The 15698-nt window shown below is 64.2% G+C and carries 13 protein-coding genes; 9 read left to right on the forward strand and 4 right to left on the reverse strand.

Annotated features, from left to right (window positions below; translation table 11 throughout):
* Window positions 1-598: 598 nt before the first annotated feature.
* Window positions 599-1705 (forward strand): efflux RND transporter periplasmic adaptor subunit, encoded by a 1107-nt coding sequence (locus X773_RS55995; RefSeq protein ID WP_051406143.1) that lies wholly within the window; start codon window positions 599-601, stop codon window positions 1703-1705.
* Window positions 1702-4905, forward strand: a complete 3204-nt coding sequence (locus X773_RS56000) for a multidrug efflux RND transporter permease subunit (protein ID WP_023677132.1) — start codon at window positions 1702-1704, stop codon at window positions 4903-4905. Before X773_RS55995 ends, X773_RS56000 begins: the two co-directional genes overlap by 4 nt.
* A 411-nt stretch (window positions 4906-5316) precedes the next feature.
* Here X773_RS56000 and X773_RS56010 read toward each other — a convergent pair whose 3' ends face one another.
* Window positions 5317-5958 (reverse strand): peroxiredoxin-like family protein, encoded by a 642-nt coding sequence (locus X773_RS56010; RefSeq protein ID WP_023677134.1) that lies wholly within the window; start codon window positions 5956-5958, stop codon window positions 5317-5319.
* A gap of 415 nt (window positions 5959-6373) precedes the next feature.
* Between X773_RS56010 and X773_RS56015 the strand changes: the two genes are divergently transcribed.
* The gene (locus X773_RS56015) at window positions 6374-6976 is read left to right on the forward strand and encodes a cupin domain-containing protein (RefSeq protein ID WP_023677135.1); all 603 of its coding nucleotides are present in this window, start codon (window positions 6374-6376) and stop codon (window positions 6974-6976) included.
* Between the two features lie 59 nt (window positions 6977-7035).
* Here X773_RS56015 and X773_RS56020 read toward each other — a convergent pair whose 3' ends face one another.
* Window positions 7036-7944: a hydrogen peroxide-inducible genes activator gene (locus tag X773_RS56020; RefSeq protein WP_023677136.1), complete on the reverse strand. Its 909-nt coding sequence runs from the start codon at window positions 7942-7944 to the stop codon at window positions 7036-7038.
* Window positions 7945-8091: 147 nt separating this feature from the next.
* Here X773_RS56020 and katG point away from each other — a divergent pair, with 147 nt between their 5' ends.
* Window positions 8092-10290 carry a catalase/peroxidase HPI gene (gene katG, locus X773_RS56025; RefSeq protein WP_023677137.1) on the forward strand — a complete coding sequence of 733 codons (2199 nt, stop codon included), beginning with the start codon at window positions 8092-8094 and terminating at the stop codon, window positions 10288-10290.
* Window positions 10291-10369: 79 nt separating this feature from the next.
* On the opposite strand, the gene X773_RS56030 is transcribed toward katG, so the two are convergent.
* Window positions 10370-11047, reverse strand: a complete 678-nt coding sequence (locus X773_RS56030; protein WP_023677138.1) for an MIP family channel protein — start codon at window positions 11045-11047, stop codon at window positions 10370-10372.
* Window positions 11048-11392: 345 nt separating this feature from the next.
* Here X773_RS56030 and X773_RS56035 point away from each other — a divergent pair, with 345 nt between their 5' ends.
* The 3 genes from X773_RS56035 (at window position 11393) to X773_RS56045 (ending at window position 13968) form a co-directional block, all read left to right on the forward strand.
* Entirely contained in the window at window positions 11393-12682 is a 1290-nt protein-coding gene (locus X773_RS56035; protein WP_023677139.1) for an RsmB/NOP family class I SAM-dependent RNA methyltransferase, read from the forward strand.
* Window positions 12683-12807: 125 nt separating this feature from the next.
* Complete coding sequence (locus X773_RS56040) at window positions 12808-13266, forward strand: PaaI family thioesterase (RefSeq protein WP_023677140.1); 459 nt, start codon at window positions 12808-12810, stop codon at window positions 13264-13266.
* 27 nt (window positions 13267-13293) lie between these two features.
* Window positions 13294-13968 (forward strand): 5'-methylthioadenosine/S-adenosylhomocysteine nucleosidase, encoded by a 675-nt coding sequence (locus X773_RS56045; RefSeq protein ID WP_023677141.1) that lies wholly within the window; start codon window positions 13294-13296, stop codon window positions 13966-13968.
* On the opposite strand, the gene X773_RS56050 is transcribed toward X773_RS56045, so the two are convergent.
* The gene (locus X773_RS56050; protein WP_023677142.1) at window positions 13940-14266 is read right to left on the reverse strand and encodes a hypothetical protein; all 327 of its coding nucleotides are present in this window, start codon (window positions 14264-14266) and stop codon (window positions 13940-13942) included. The two genes, X773_RS56045 and X773_RS56050, sit on opposite strands and share 29 nt — an antisense overlap.
* A gap of 71 nt (window positions 14267-14337) precedes the next feature.
* On the opposite strand from X773_RS56050, the gene X773_RS56055 reads away from it, so the two are divergent.
* Together X773_RS56055 and guaA are read left to right on the forward strand one after the other, a co-directional pair.
* Window positions 14338-14871, forward strand: a complete 534-nt coding sequence (locus X773_RS56055; RefSeq protein ID WP_245274715.1) for a MarR family winged helix-turn-helix transcriptional regulator — start codon at window positions 14338-14340, stop codon at window positions 14869-14871.
* A gap of 55 nt (window positions 14872-14926) precedes the next feature.
* The coding region (gene guaA, locus X773_RS56060; RefSeq protein ID WP_023677144.1) for a glutamine-hydrolyzing GMP synthase at window positions 14927-15698 on the forward strand (772 nt) is incomplete at its 3' end.

Below are 15698 nucleotides of genomic sequence, written 5' to 3' on the forward strand. Positions count from 1 at the left end.
CGACCGGTTTTCGAACGAGCGGTCATCCGTTTCCGCATTGAGTTGCGAAGTAGGCGAGCCGCAGAAGTTCCGGATGAGGCGATGGTCGAGAATTGAGAGTGGTGACAGCAAAGACGGCTTGAGGGGTGGGCGCCAATTTGTCTCCTTTGCGCCGTGGGCGGACGCTTAGCACCAAGGCCTTGAACGTCTCGATCTGCAGCCGATTGCGGAATGGCGGCTTTAACGTTTGAAGAAGGATTGCGGACGTTCAGCCCGACGGGACCAAGGTCTGCTCCCGGGTCTAGCCGTCCCGTCTCAATGGCGTCCCGGACCGCCCGGTGGATCTGCGTTGCCAGTGGCGGGTGGCGGGGCAGCCACAGGGTGGACATTTCGGCCCACATGGAAAATGATCATGTTGCCATGCACAACACTGCAGTGCTCTGATCTCGACGAAAAGCCTGAGCGTAGAAGCGGATCAACCGACCTCCGGGTCCAGCGAGCGAGGACGCAAATGGACACCCCAGAGAATGGGCAATTGCATCGCGACGCGGGCGGGCGACCCTGTCGATCGGCCGGCTGGCTTCCCCGCGCCGCCGTGTCGGCGGCATTCCTGCTCGGCATGGCTTTCAGCAGCACTGCGTTTGCGCAGGACCAGCAGCTACCCGTGGTGACAGCGGCCAAGCCGGTGGTCCGTGAAATCGTCGAAGACGACGAGTTCGTCGGGCGCTTCGAAGCCGTCGACCAGGTCGCCATCCGTTCGCGCGTCAGCGGCTATCTGGACAAGGTCAGCTTCCAGGACGGCGCACTGGTCAATAAGGGCGACCTGCTCTTCACCATCGACGAGCGTCCGTACCAGGCGGCTTATGATGCCGCCAAGTCGCAAGTGGACGTCGCCAAGAGTCTGCTCGAATTCTCCAAGATGCAGCTGGATCGCGCCGACGAACTCGCCAAGACCGGCAATATCTCAACCGCGACGGTCGACGACCGCCGGCGGGAATACCTTTCGGCGCAGGCGCAGATGCAGGGCGCGACGGCTGCCCTGACGACGGCCAGCCTGAACATGGAATTCACCGAGATCAAGGCACCCTTGTCCGGCCGCATCGACCGCCGGCTGGTGTCGGTCGGCAACCTCGTGCAGCCGGATTCCACCTTGCTGACGACCATCGTTACGCGCGATCCGATCGACTTCTATTTCGACGTCGATGAGCGCCTGTATTTCAGCTATGCCCGCGACGCGAAGGAGCGCGGCGGCAGCATGCAGGAAGGCGCCGGCGGGCTCGAGGTGGTGGTGCGCGTCGCCGACCGCGCGGAGGCGGTATTCAAAGGCAAGCTCGATTTTGCCGAGAACCGGATCGACAACGCGACCGGCACCATGCGGGTACGTGCAAGGTTTCCCAACGCCGATGGCATTCTCCAGCCAGGCATGTTCGGGCGCATCAACGTGCCGGGGTCCCTGCCGCATAGCGGCGTGCTGGTGCCCGACGAGGCGATCGGCGCCGATCAGGATCGCCGCATCGTGTTCCTGGTGGATGAGGCCGGGATGGTGTCGGCGAAGCCCGTGCGCACCGGCCCGCTTCTCGACGGCTACCGGGTCATCCGCCAGGGCCTGACCGGCGACGAGACAATCATCGTCAAAGGGCTGATGCACGCCAGGCCGGGCACCAAGGTGAAGGTCGAGATGGTGACGTTGCCGCCCAAGGCCGAGACCGCCGAGTTGCAGCAATGAGGTTCGCACATTTCTTCGTCGACCGTCCGATCTTCGCATCGGTCGTTTCGATCGTCCTGCTGATCCTCGGCGGGATTGCTTATACCCAGCTGCCGGTCGCGCAATATCCCGAGATCGCGCCGCCGACCATCGTCGTTCGCGCGCAGTATCCGGGCGCCGACGCCGAGACGGTCGCAGCGACGGTGGCAACGCCGATCGAGCAGGAGATCAACGGCGTCGAGGGCATGCTCTACATGTCGTCCTATTCGTCGGGCGACGGGGCGATGGCGCTGACCATCACCTTCAAGCTGGGCACCGATCTCGACCAGGCTCAGGTGCTGGTGCAGAACCGCGTGTCGGTCGCCGAGCCGCGCCTGCCCGAAGAAGTCCGCCGCCTCGGCATCACCACCACCAAGAGCTCGCCCGACCTGATGATGGTCGTGCACATGCTGTCGCCCGACAATACCTACGACCAGCTCTACGTCTCGAACTACGCCCGCTCGCGGGTGCGCGACATACTGCTCAGACTAGACGGCGTCGGCGACCTCATCATCTTCGGCGAACGCGAATATTCGCTGCGCATCTGGCTCGATCCGGAAAAACTGTCCGCCCTGGGGATGACCTCGGGCGATGTGGTGCAGGCGCTGCGCGACCAGAACGTCCAGGTGTCGGGCGGCTCGATCGGCGCGCCGCCGACCAGCACCGGCACGGCGTTCCAGTACACGGTCACCACGCAAGGCCGCTTCAACGACGCACGCGACTTCCGATACGTGATCGTCAAATCGACCGACGACGGCCGCCTGATCTCGCTGCAGGACGTGGCGCGCATCGAGCTCGGCGCCAAGGATTACGTCACCAACTCCTATCTCAACGGCAAACCGGCGGTGGCGCTCGCCATCTTCCAGCGGCCGGGCACCAATGCGCTCGCCGCAGCCGCGGAGATCCAGGACAAGATGAAGGAGCTTTCCCGCGACTTCCCGAGGGGGTTGAGCTACGACATCGTCTACAATCCGACTGAGTTCGTCGCCGAGTCGATCCAGGAGGTCTACAAGACGATTCTCGAGGCGATGCTGCTGGTCATCATCGTCATCATCGTCTTCCTGCAATCGTGGCGCATGGCGATCGTGCCGATCGTGGCGATCCCCGTGTCGCTGATCGGCACGCTGGCGGTGCTTTACGCCGCCGGCTTCTCGCTCAACATGCTGACGCTGTTCGGCCTAGTTCTGGCGATCGGCATCGTCGTCGACGATGCGATCGTCGTGGTCGAAAACGTCGAGCGCAATATCGCCAGAGGGCTGGCGCCCAATCCGGCGTCGCACCTGACCATGGACGAAGTCGGAACGGCCGTCATCGCGATCTCGCTGGTGCTGATAGCCGTGTTCGTACCGACAGCCTTCATCCCCGGCATTTCTGGGCAGTTCTATCTGCAGTTTGCGATCACCATCGCGGTGTCGACGGCGATCTCGGCATTCAATTCGCTGACGCTTTCGCCGGCGCTGGCCGCACTGCTGTTCAAGCCGCATCACGCCGCGGCGGCGCCGCCGCGCTTTTTCCTGGCGCGGTTCGGACGGGCGCTCGCCGACGGCTTCAATCGCGGCTTCGACAGGGTCGCCCATTGGTATTCGAGCATCATCCGCGTGCTGGTCGGCTCGTGGATAACGATCGCCGCCATGCTGGCCGTTTTCGCGGCCCTCATCTACGCCACGGTCTACATGGTGCAGTCGGTGCCGCGCGGTTTCATTCCGTCGCTTGACCAGGGCTATGCGATCGTCGTCATCCAGTTGCCGGACGGCGCTTCGCTGTCGAGGACCGATGCGGTCATCCAGCAGGCGTCGCAGATCATCCAGAAAACGCCAGGCGTCGACTACGCAGTCGCCTTCGCCGGCTTCTCCGGCGCGACCTTCACCAACGCCAGCAACGCGGGCGTGATCTTCGCCAGGTTCAAGCCGTTTGACGAGCGACTGAAAGCCGGCCAGTCGGCGACCCAGGTCATCGGCAATCTGTTCGGCAGCCTGCAAAGCATCAAGGAAGCCTTCATTATCGCACTGCCGCCGCCGCCGATCCGCGGCGTCGGCAATGCCGGCGGCTTCAAGCTGCAGATCCAGGAGCGCAACAGCGCCGACATGCGGCAGATCCTGGCGCTTGCCAACGAAATCGCCGGCAAGGCCAACAAGACGCCGGGGCTGACGGGCGTGTTCACCACGTTCTCCGCGTCGAGCCCGCAATTCTTCCTGGCGATCGATCGCGACAAGGCGCGCATCCTGAACGTGCCGATCCCCAACATCTTCGAGGCGCTGTCGATCAATTTGGGCACTGCCTACGTCAACGACTTCAACGCTTTCGGGCGCGTCTACCAGGTGCGGGCGCAGGCCGACCAGGCGTTCCGTCTCGATCGCGCCGACATCTTGAAACTGAAGGTGCGCTCGGCGACCGGCGCGCTGGTTCCGCTCGGCACGTTGGTCGAGATCCGCGACGTCACCGGCCCGGCGCTGGTCCAGCGCTACAACATGTACGTCTCGGTGCCGCTGCAGGGCAACGCCGCGCCCGGCGTTTCCACGGGCGACGCGCTGGCATTGATGGAAGGGATCACGGCAAAGACGCTGCCGGCCGGTACCTCCTATGAATGGACCGAGCTCGCCTATCAGGAGCGCAACACCGGCAATGCCGCTGTCTATATCTTCGGACTGTCGGTGCTGTTCGTGTTCCTGGCGCTGGCGGCGCAATATGAAAGCTGGGTGCTGCCGTTCGCCATTGTGCTGGTGGTGCCGCTCGGCGTGCTCGCGGCGTTGCTCGGCGTGTCGCTCCGAGGGCTGGACAACAACATCCTCGTGCAGATCGGCCTCATCGTGCTAATCGGGCTTGCCGCCAAGAACGCGATCCTGATCGTCGAATTCGCGCGGCAGGCGCAGGAACGCGGCCTGTCGGCCGCCGAGGCTGCCGTCGAAGCCTGCCGGCTCAGGCTGCGGCCGATCCTGATGACCGCCTTCTCGTTCATCCTCGGCGTCGTGCCGCTGATGATTGCAACGGGCCCGGGCGCAGAAATGCGCCAGTCGCTCGGCACCGCGGTATTCTCCGGCATGCTCGGCGTCACCTTCGTCGGCCTGTTCCTGACGCCGGTGTTCTACGTCACGCTCAGGTCGCTGTTTTCACGGCGCAAGCCCCGTGCCGAGGCCGAGCCTTCGGGGCCGGCAGAGGCGCCATCGGAGACGGCCGCCGAGTAGGGTTACGAATTCGCCGCGTCGGGCGCGGCTTATCACTCCAGAAAATCGGCGCGGCGCGGCAACGGCCACGATCTGCGCGATCTCGGCGTCGAGGTGCGGCGGAGACCCTGCTCGGTCTGATCCAGCCTAACAGCCGCATCCAGTTCAGCGAGACGATGCCGGGCGGCGAGGCCAATGCGATCTTCTATCTGGTCGACCGGGCGGGGCTTGAGGGCGCAACCGCGACCTCCGGAGTCCTCGCTTGCGATGTCTGCTTTCAGGACGCGGAGAAGCTGATCTCTACGGCCGAGATCGGGCGCGAAGCGGTCATCCACGATCTTCAGGTTTTGACCCAGAACGGCCTTTCCCCGGTAGTGAGCGGGAAGGGCGCGGTCGTCGAGCGAGTTGTCAGCCGCCTATTTCCGCAGCCCATTAATGTGCAACTTGGGAAGCCGCTGACATCAATTCCTCCGGATTCGGCGCCTTGGGGGTATTGAGGCCAGCCTCCAGAACTTCAGTGAAGCTCCAGCGTACAATGCCCCCTCGGTCGATGAGAAACTGACCAACCAGCAGCTCCTTAGCGGAAGCCATCATCTGCTGATCGGCTTCCGTAATCTCATACCCCTCCTTCTTGTTGAGCAACTCGTTTATGGCGATGGGGTCCATAGGCTCGGGCAACTCACCCGGGAGATCGATACGGATCCCCATGACCTTGTCCATCCCGATCTCGCGCAAGCCGAAAGCACGGTGCGAGGCCCGCTCCGGGTCGGACGCGGCGAGAAGATCGGGTGTCGGATGGTAACGGAAATAGAGCCGTGCCCGCTCTACCGGCGTATTGACGACCGCCAGGCATTCGACGCCTTTCTCAGCCAGAGCCGGCTTGAGTTGCGCCATTGCCGCGACATTGCGCCGGCAGAACGCACAGTGCAGGCCTCGAAACAAGCCGATCAACAATGGGCTACGACCTCGAAAATCAGTGAGCGCGATTTTGCCTTCGCGGGAGATCGCATCGAGAATAATATTCGGTGCCCGGTCGCCCGGCTGCAGCGGACGTTCGACACTACTCGTGGACATGGACAACCTCCTCGCCCCGGATAAGCACGCCCAGCCATCCGGAGTTGAGTCCGTGCTGGGCGACGCCAGGGCAAAATTGCTTTCGACCTTTGTCATATTGCCGAGGTCGAGATTAGGCGCGTTGCAAATGCATCATAACACGAAAAAAGCCTCTGCGGGTCGCCCGTTTCGCGAGCTGTCGCGAGCGCTGTGGTAAAACAGTGTATCGTCTCATCCGTGCCATGGGACGACACAGCGGCGGGACCGATTGGATCTTCACATGCTTGCGGTGTTCAAGTCTTGAAACTTGGGCGGCTTCGATGTGCCCGGACGTCAAATGCCGACCGCACAGATCGCAGATCTCTGCCCTCAGCGGAACCGAGCGCCGTGCAGCCGGTTAATCGGCATGAAGCCACCACCAATCCAAGGCAGCATCATGAGCATTCTGCAAACCACGAAGAAAGCCGTCGAGCAGGTCACCGGTGCCGCCAGACCGGGCCGGCGAGAGGTCGCCGATCTTCTCCGGCCGCGCAAAGCGAATGAATTTCGGTTCTGGGATGATGGCCTTGTGCCCAACCATCCGTTCTGGCCGCTTGTCGTCTATCGCGGCGCCGTGAAGCTGCCCGAGGAATTCGATCCTGCGGCTGTCATGGAGGCGCTTTTCGAGGCAAATGGCTGGGGCGATAGCTGGCGCAACGGCATCTACGACTACGTCCACTACCATTCGCGGATACACGAGGTGCTCGGCGTCGCGCGCGGGACGGCGAAAGTCCGCTTTGGCGGCAACAAGGGACGAACGCTCCCCCTGAAGGCCGGCGACGTCGCGGTGCTTCCGGCCGGCACCGGGCACCAGCGTCTTTCCGCGTCCGACGATTTTCTGGTTGTCGGCGCCTATCCTCCATCCGGCACCTATGACCTGTGTACGACCGCCGCCGACCATGCCAAGGCAGTCGTCACGATCCCCAGGGTTGGCCGTCCGCGCAAGGACCCTGTCTATGGAAGCAACGGCCCGTTGCTCGCAGCCTGGGAAAAGGATTGAAGCCGTTCCTTTCTTGCGAGTTGGCTTCGGGGCTAAAACCGGATCCTTGACCCGCCGCTCTACGCTGCCAGCACCGCCGCATCCAGCCCGCGGATGATCTTGGCCAGTTCGACGCATTCGTCGTGGCGCACCTTGTTGCGCCGCCAGGCGAGGCAGATCGTGCGCTGCGGCATCGGTTCCTGGAACGCCACGATCTTCAAATCGGGGATAGTGCTGGCTGGCCCGGCCGCCATCTCGGGGATGAGCGTGACGCCGAGCCCATGCGCCACCATCTGTAAGAGCGTCGTCAGGCTGGTCGCGCCGTAGCTTGCCATCGCCACCGGCCGCACGCTGCCGCAGACGGCGAGCGCCTGTTCGCGCAGGCAATGGCCTTCCTCCAGCAGCATCAGCCGCTCCAGCGCCGGGCTTTCCGGCGGCACCGGCGGCGAGGCGAAGGCGGGGTCGCCGGCCGGCACGGCAAGGAAGAACCGGTCGGAGAAAAGTTCCTCGGTGACCAGGCCGGGGTAATCGAGGGGCAGTGCCGCGACGAAGGCGTCGAGCTTCCCCGAACTGGTGTCCTCGACCAGCGACGCGGTCACCGCCTCGCGCAGTTCCAGCTGCAAGGCCGGGAAATGCCGTTTCAGCTCCGGCAGCACATGCGGCAGCAGATAGGGCGCCACCGTCGGGATGATGCCGAGCCGGAAGCGGCCTTCCAGCGCCGGGCGGCCGCGCCGGGCCGTCGCCTCGACGTCGCGGACGTCGGCAAGAATGCGCTCGATGCGCGGCAGCAGGACCTGCGCTTCGTCGGTCATGCGCACCGATTTGCCGCCGCGCTCGAACAGACGGCAATTGAGCCGCAGCTCCATCTCGGCGATCTGCGCGGACAGCGCCGGCTGGCTGACGCCGGCGAGTTTTGCGGCACGGCCGAAATGCAGCGTCTGCGCCAGCGCCTCGAAATAATGCATCTGCCGGACGGTCAAACCGATCATAAGGAAAACCTATCAGAATAAACAGCAAAGGCAATTTGTCTTTATCGGCTGGGCGGGCTAGTCTGGAACCATTCCAAGATGGCGCGGCCGCTGGCCCTGCCCGGAAAATCAACAAAATCCCGGAAAATCAACAAATCGGAGGCAAAGATGGACGCGAAAACCGACGACAATAGCGCCGGCAAATGCCCGGTCCCACATGGACCGGCCGCCAGGACCAACCGCGACTGGTGGCCGAACCAGCTCGACCTTGGCGTCCTCCACCAGCAGTCCAGCCTCTCGGATCCGATGGACGAGGACTTCGACTACGCCAAGGAATTCAAGAGCCTCGATCTCGATGCGGTGATCAGGGATCTGCACCAGGTGATGACCGATTCGCAGGATTGGTGGCCGGCCGATTTCGGTCATTACGGCCCGCTCTTCATCCGCATGGCCTGGCACAGCGCCGGCACCTATCGCATCGGCGACGGCCGTGGCGGCGCCGGCGCCGGCCAGCAGCGTTTCGCGCCACTCAACAGCTGGCCGGACAACGCCAATCTCGACAAGGCGCGCCGGCTGCTGTGGCCGGTCAAGCAGAAATACGGCAGGAAAATCTCCTGGGCCGACCTGTTGATCCTCACCGGCAACGTCGCGCTGGAATCGATGGGCTTCAAGACGTTCGGCTTCGCCGGCGGCCGCGCCGATGTCTGGGAGCCGGAGCAGGACGTCGACTGGGGATCGGAAACCAAGTGGCTCGCCGACGAGCGCTATTCCGGCGACCGCGAACTTCACGGCCATCTCGGCGCCGTGCAGATGGGGCTGATCTACGTCAACCCGGAAGGGCCGAACGGCACGCCCGATCCATTGGCCGCGGCGCGCGATATCCGCGAGACCTTCGCCCGCATGGCCATGAACGACGAGGAAACCGTGGCGCTCATCGCCGGCGGTCACACCTTCGGCAAGACCCACGGCGCCGGTGATGCATCGCTGGTCGGGGCGGAGCCGGAAGGCGCCGGCATCGAGGCGCAGGGCCTCGGCTGGTCGAGCAAGCATGCCACCGGCATTGCCGGCGACGCCATCACCTCGGGCCTCGAGGTGACCTGGACCACGACGCCGACCAAGTGGAGCAACAACTTCTTCGACAATCTGTTCAACTACGAATGGGAACTGACCAAGAGCCCGGCCGGCGCCCAGCAGTGGACGCCGAAGGGCGGCGCCGGTGCAGGCTCCGTGCCGGACGCGCACGACCCGTCGAAGCGCCGCGCGCCGGCGATGCTGACCACCGACCTCGCTTTGCGCGTCGACCCGGCCTACGAGAAGATCTCGCGGCGCTTCCATCAGAATCCTGATCAGTTCGCCGATGCCTTCGCGCGCGCCTGGTTCAAGCTGACCCATCGCGACATGGGTCCGGCCCTCCGCTATCTCGGGCCGCTCGTGCCGAAGGAAGAGCTGATCTGGCAGGACCCGATACCGGCAATCGACCACGAGCTGGTCAGCGAACAGGACATCGCCTCGCTGAAGGCGAAGATCCTGGCCTCCGGCCTGTCCGTTTCCGAACTGGTCTCGACCGCCTGGGCCTCGGCCTCGACTTTCCGCGGCTCCGACAAGCGCGGCGGCGCCAACGGCGCCCGCATCCGCCTGGCGCCGCAGAAGGATTGGGAGGTCAACCAGCCGGCGCAGCTGGCCAAGGTGCTCGAGACACTCGAAGGCATCCAGAAGGGCTTCAATAACTCGCAGTCCGGCGGCAAGAAGATCTCTCTTGCCGACCTGATCGTTCTCGGCGGCGTCGCCGCGGTCGAGAAGGCGGCCAAGGACGGCGGCCATGACGTGCAGGTTCCTTTCACGCCGGGCCGCATGGACGCCTCGCAGGAACAGACGGATATCCAGTCCTTCGCCGCGCTCGAGCCGAAAGTCGATGGCTTCCGCAATTATGTCAGGGGTAAGCCGCCGATGTCGGTCGAAGCGATGCTGGTCGACCGGGCGCAGCTGCTGACCTTGACGGCGCCGGAGATGACGGTGCTCGTCGGCGGGTTGCGGGTGCTCGGCGCCAACAGCGGTCAGTCGAAGCACGGGGTGTTCACCGACAGGCCGGGCACGTTGACCAACGATTTCTTCGTCAATCTGCTCTCCATGAACACGGTCTGGGATCCGGCCGCCGGGTCCGATGAAGTCTACGAAGCACGCGACCGCAAGACCAGGGCGGTCAAGTGGACCGGCACCCGCGCCGACCTGATCTTCGGCTCGCACGCGCAATTGCGTGCGCTTGCCGAGGTCTACGGATCGGCCGACGCCGGGCAGAAGTTCGTCAGGGATTTCGCCGCCGCCTGGACCAAGGTGATGAACGCCGACCGTTTTGACCTCGCGGCCTGATCCGGGCATACGAATTTCTCGACGCAACAAAAAGGGCGCGGGTCTCGACCCGCGCCTTTTTCGTTGGGCTTCCGAAAAGTCAGTCTTTCTCGAAGATACCGGCCTTGGCGACCACGCCGGCAATGGCGCCGCCGATCAGCGGCGCGACGATGAACAGCCAGAGCTGGCCGATCGCCGCAGTTCCCGAAAACAGCGCCGGTCCGATCGAACGGGCCGGGTTGAGCGATGTGCCGGTCACCGGAATGATGGCGAAGTGTAGTCCGGCCAGCGTCAGGCCGATGACCAGGCCGGCGAAGGCCGTGGTGTGCTTGGCGTTGGTGACGCCGAGGATCACCGTGACGAAGGTGAAGGTGCCGATCAGCTCCCACAGGAAGGCCGAGCTGACGCCCCATTTCGTCACATCCCAGCCATTGGCGCCGAAGCCGCCGGTGTGGCCGCCCACCTGTCCGGAGACGATGATCCACAGTGCCAGCGACGCGATGATGGCGCCGATGACCTGCGCGATCCAATAGGGAATGACATCCCTGGCCGGCATCCGCCCGGCGAGGAACACACCGAGCGTCACCGCCGGATTGAGATGCGCGCCCGAAATCGGGCCGATCGCGTAAGCGGCCGCTATCAGGCCGATGCCGAACGCCAGACCGATACCTTCCTGGCCGAGCGGCAGCGCGCCGCCGAAGCCGCCCGTCACCACCGAAGCCGTGCCGATGAACACCAATAGAAACGTGCCTAGAACTTCCGCCAGATAAGTTTTCATTGCCCTCTCCTCGTATCGACCCGCGGCTCCGCTTTTTCTGCGACGCGAATCACCGCGCAAAGAGTATTCGCAACCGGAAAACTTGCAAAGCAGAGCAGTTGCGCAAGCCGCTATGCTTGTGAGCACCAGACACGCACATTAGAAACATATAATATATTGATCGAATTGTTTCGTACCGCATGCCGGCGCCCGCTTGGTGGCGGCGGCTCGCGATGCACCAACCCACATTCGTCACCCCTCCGCATGGATCGTCTCGCCGTCGGCGAAACAGAACTGTTTCAATCAGGGCACGAAAAGCTCTAAGAGCAGGGCCGGAATTAATTTGCTGAGTAATGGAAGACGACAATGAGACTGGGCGGGCGGCTGGCGGCAGCCATCGAAGTGCTTGACGATATTGGCCGGCGTCACCGGCCGGTGGCCGATGCGCTGAAGGACTGGGGCCTGTCGCACCGCTTCGCCGGTGGCGGCGACCGTGCCGCGATCGGCAACATCGTCTACGACGCGCTGCGCCGCAAGCGCTCCGCAGGCTGGCTGCTCGGCGAGGACACGCCGTGCGCCATCGGCTTCGGCGCGCTGCTGCTCGAATGGGGCCAGACGGCGCAGTCGCTGAACGAGGCGCTCGAGGGCGACAAGTTCGCGCCGCCGCTGCTTACCGCCGACGAACTGACAACGCTCGGCGGTCGCCGGCTTGCCGATGCGCCGCCGGCCGTCAGGGCAGACATCCCCGACTGGTGCATGCCGCTGTTCGAACGGGCGTTCGGCACGGCCTGGGTGGAAGAGGGTGCCGCGCTGGCGACACGCCCGCCGCTCGACCTCAGGGTCAACACGCTGAAGGCCGATCGCGGCAAGGTGCTGGCGGAACTGGCGGAGACCGGCGCCAAGCCTGCCCGGATCGCGCCGCACGGTATCCGCATCCCGCCGATCGAAGGCGACGGCAGGCACCCGAACGTGCAGGCCGAGCCGGCCTTCCAGAAAGGCTGGTTCGAGGTCCAGGACGAGGGTTCGCAGATTGCGGCTGAACTGGCCGGCGCCGAGCCTGGAATGCAGGTGCTCGACTTTTGCGCCGGCGCCGGCGGCAAGACGCTGGCGCTGTCCGCGGCGATGGATAATCGAGGCCAGATCTTCGCTCACGATGCGGAGAAGGCAAGGCTGGCGCCGATCTTCGACCGCATCCGCCGCTCGGAAAACCGCAATGTGCAGATCGTCACCAAGCCGGCCGAACTCGCGCCGCTCGGCAAGCATATGGACATCGTCCTGATCGATGCGCCCTGCACCGGCAGCGGCACCTGGCGGCGCCGGCCGGATGCCAAATGGCGGCTGACGCAAAGACAGCTCGACGCCCGCAAGGGCGAGCAGGAGACGATACTCGATGCCGCCAGGGACTTCGTCAAACCCGGCGGCCTGCTGGTCTACATCACCTGTTCGGTGTTCGACGAGGAGAATGGCGACCAGGTTTCGGCCTTCCGGGACCGCCATCCCGGTTTTGTCCCGCTCGATCACCGCCAGCTTTGGGACAGCCGTTTTGCGGGCCACGAAGCGGCAATGCGGATAGGCGCTGCGGGCGGCATTTCGCTGTCGCCGTTGCTGAGCGGCACCGACGGCTTTTACTTCTGCGCGCTGCGGCGGGCCGGCTGAATCGTTGCCATCGATACAGGGCTAAGCCGAATGCTGCAGTGCAGCATTTGCGATTGCCTGCCGCCCACCCCTCTGCGATAAATGCCTTTGCAATAAGATTTGTCGAGAAACGAAGGGCGACGGCCATGGCAGCAAAGATCGTTCCTGCTCCCGATTACGAGGACCGCGTCAGGACGTCCTTCGCGCGCCAGAACGCGATGATGACGATTGGCGCCGAGCTGACGCTGGTGACGCCCGGCATCATCGAGATCGAAATGCCCTATTCTGCGGCATTGACGCAGCAGCACGGCTTTCTCCATGCCGGCGTCATTTCGACGGCTCTCGACTCGGCCTGCGGCTATGCGGCATTCTCGCTGATGCCGGAAAATTCCGGCGTGCTGACCATCGAGTTCAAGGTCAATCTGCTGGCGCCGGGCAGGGGCGAGCGTTTCCTGTTTCGCGGCTCGGTTACCAAGCCCGGCCGCACCATCATCGTCGCCGACGGCCAGGCCTATGCGTTCGCCGTCGACGGCGAGGCCAAGCTGATCGCCACGATGACCGGAACGATGATGACAGTGCTCGGCCGCGACGGCATCGAGGGCTGAGGAACGGGCAGGGGAGGATGGACGATCATGGCCGGCAAGACACCTGGTGAGCTCACCCCGATCTCCGGCAGATCCGTTCTCTTCGTCATGGCGGCCGAAGCCGAATACGGTCCACACCTGCAGCGGCTGTTCACGCCGCTGCTGACCGGCGTCGGACCGGTCGAGGCCGGCGTCGGACTCAGCGCCGAACTATCCCGGCTGCATGCCGGGATGGCGCTGCCCGATCTAGTCGTGTCGCTCGGGTCGGCGGGCAGCCGGACGCTGGAGCAGACGGAAATCTACCAGGCCGTTTCAGTCGCCTACCGCGACATGGACGCCTCGCCCCTCGGGTTCGAGAAGGGCGCCACGCCGTTCCTCGACCTGCCTGTCAGCGTGCCGCTGCCGTTCAGGATACCAGGCGTCAGACAGGCGACGCTGTCGACCGGGGCGGCAATCGTCTCCGGCGCCGCCTACGACGCGATCGCCGCCGACATGGTCGATATGGAGACCTTCGCCTGCCTGCGCGCCTGCCAGCTGTTCGACGTGCCGCTTATCGGCCTGCGCGGCATTTCCGACGGGGCAGCCGATCTGAGGCATGTCGGCGACTGGACCGAATATCTGCACGTCATCGACGAGAAGCTGGCCGCGGCGGTGCAACTGCTGGAACAGGCGATCGCCTCGGGCGCGATCGACTTCAAGCTTGTTGGGGCGGCAGCTTCTTAGCGTTGCCGAACAGCACGCCGATCATCCTGAAGCGAACGGCGTTGTCGCGATTGATGTAAGTGACTGACCCGGGCTCGTGATCGAGGGTCCAGCGTCCGGTCGCGCCGGTGTCCCAGTCGGCGACATAACCGTCATCGAGCATCCGCCAGCGCCCGCTTCGCGCCTCGCCATCGTCGAGCAGCATGTGCGCGGCACCCTCGCTTTCAAAATAGACGTAAGCCTCCTTGCCGTTTCGTTCCAACACATGGGTCATGCCCGGAATGAGCATTGCAAGGGTTTCCTTCTGAAGTGCTGCCATGATTTCCTCCTGAATTGAAGTCGCCGATTGCCTTGACCGGCATCGCCACTTAGAGTGAACTAGTAGTCAAGATGCTTGACTATGTATCGGGCGAGAAGAATTTGGTCAAGGGCCTTGACGAAAAACCTGAAGCGCTGCCGGATCACATAGGTTGGCGGCTGTGGCAGGCGAGCCGCGCCTGGCAGACCGAGTTCGCCGCTGCGATGCGCGCTGCCGGCCATCACTGGTTCACCGAAGCGCGTGCCGGCCTGCTTGGACACATCCCGCGCGGCGGCATGCGCCAGTCGGCGCTGATCGAGCGCTCGGCGATCTCAAAGCAGGCGATTCAGCAATTGCTCGATGGCCTGGAGACGGAAGGTGTGTTGCAGCGTCTGCCCGATCCGCAAGACGGTCGCGGCAAGCTTGTGCGCTACACCCGCAAGGGCCTGGACGCCCTGCGCGATGGCGACCGCATCAAGCTGCAGATCGAACGGAGCTATGTTGCCCGCCTTGGTCACGAGCGTTTCGCGGCGCTGATGGGCGCCTTGCAGTCGCTCGATACAACGCAAACGGATGCATTGGACAAAGCCTCTGGCGTTCAGGACGACACACCGGAATCGAAGTGAAAGCGCGACCTCACAACCCATTGCGCCGACTCGTTTCTTTCTCTAAACGCTCGCCATGAAAACAGCCAATCATCCCGACACCGTCCTGATTGTCGATTTCGGCAGCCAGTTCACCCAGCTGATCGCCCGCCGCATCCGCGAGGCCGGCGTCTTTTCCGAGATCGTGCCCTTCCAGTCGGCCGAGGCGGCGTTCAAGCGCGTCAATCCGAAGGCGGTGATCCTGTCCGGCGGCCCGGCCTCGACCGGCGACATCGGCAGTCCGCGCGCGCCGCAGATCGTCTTCGACGCCGGCGTGCCGGTGCTCGGCATCTGCTATGGCCAGATGGCGATGTGCGTGCAGATGGGCGGCGTCGCCGAAAGCTCCGACCACCGCGAATTCGGCCGCGCCTTCGTCGAGATCGCCAAGGACAGCCCGTTGTTCGACGGCCTGTGGGCGCCCGGCCAGCGCCACCAGGTGTGGATGAGCCATGGCGACCGCGTCATCTCCCTGCCCAAGGGGTTCGAGGTGCTCGGAAAATCGGAGGGCTCGCCCTTCGCTATCTTCGGCAATGTCGAACGCAAAATGTACGGCCTCATGTTCCACCCCGAAGTGGTGCATACGCCGGACGGCGCCAGGCTGCTCCGCAACTTCGTCCACAACATCGCCGGCATCGAAGGCGACTGGACGATGCGCGCCTACCGCGAGCACGCGGTCGAGACGATCCGCAAACAGGTCGGCAAGGGCAAGGTGATCTGCGCGCTGTCGGGCGGCGTTGATTCCTCGGTCGCGGCCTTGCTGATCCATGAGGCGGTCGGCGACCAGCTCACCTGCATCCTTGTCGACCACG

The sequence above is a fragment of the Mesorhizobium sp. LSJC280B00 genome (assembly GCF_000502835.1).
Classification (GTDB): Bacteria; Pseudomonadota; Alphaproteobacteria; order Rhizobiales; family Rhizobiaceae; genus Mesorhizobium.

Bases quoted from the DNA above. Each gene is read 5' to 3' on its own strand.
- X773_RS56055 (WP_245274715.1), top strand. From the start codon at position 14,338: ATGCTTGACTATGTATCGGGCGAGAAGAATTTGGTCAAGGGCCTTGAC.
- X773_RS56045 (WP_023677141.1), top strand. From the start codon at position 13,294: ATGGCCGGCAAGACACCTGGTGAGCTCACCCCGATCTCCGGCAGATCC.
- X773_RS56035 (WP_023677139.1), top strand. From the start codon at position 11,393: ATGAGACTGGGCGGGCGGCTGGCGGCAGCCATCGAAGTGCTTGACGAT.
- X773_RS56020 (WP_023677136.1), bottom strand. From the start codon at position 7,944: ATGATCGGTTTGACCGTCCGGCAGATGCATTATTTCGAGGCGCTGGCG.
- X773_RS56000 (WP_023677132.1), top strand. From the start codon at position 1,702: ATGAGGTTCGCACATTTCTTCGTCGACCGTCCGATCTTCGCATCGGTC.
- X773_RS56030 (WP_023677138.1), bottom strand. From the start codon at position 11,047: ATGAAAACTTATCTGGCGGAAGTTCTAGGCACGTTTCTATTGGTGTTC.
- X773_RS55995 (WP_051406143.1), top strand. From the start codon at position 599: ATGGCTTTCAGCAGCACTGCGTTTGCGCAGGACCAGCAGCTACCCGTG.
- X773_RS56015 (WP_023677135.1), top strand. From the start codon at position 6,374: ATGAGCATTCTGCAAACCACGAAGAAAGCCGTCGAGCAGGTCACCGGT.
- X773_RS56050 (WP_023677142.1), bottom strand. From the start codon at position 14,266: ATGGCAGCACTTCAGAAGGAAACCCTTGCAATGCTCATTCCGGGCATG.
- X773_RS56010 (WP_023677134.1), bottom strand. From the start codon at position 5,958: ATGTCCACGAGTAGTGTCGAACGTCCGCTGCAGCCGGGCGACCGGGCA.
- katG (WP_023677137.1), top strand. From the start codon at position 8,092: ATGGACGCGAAAACCGACGACAATAGCGCCGGCAAATGCCCGGTCCCA.
- X773_RS56040 (WP_023677140.1), top strand. From the start codon at position 12,808: ATGGCAGCAAAGATCGTTCCTGCTCCCGATTACGAGGACCGCGTCAGG.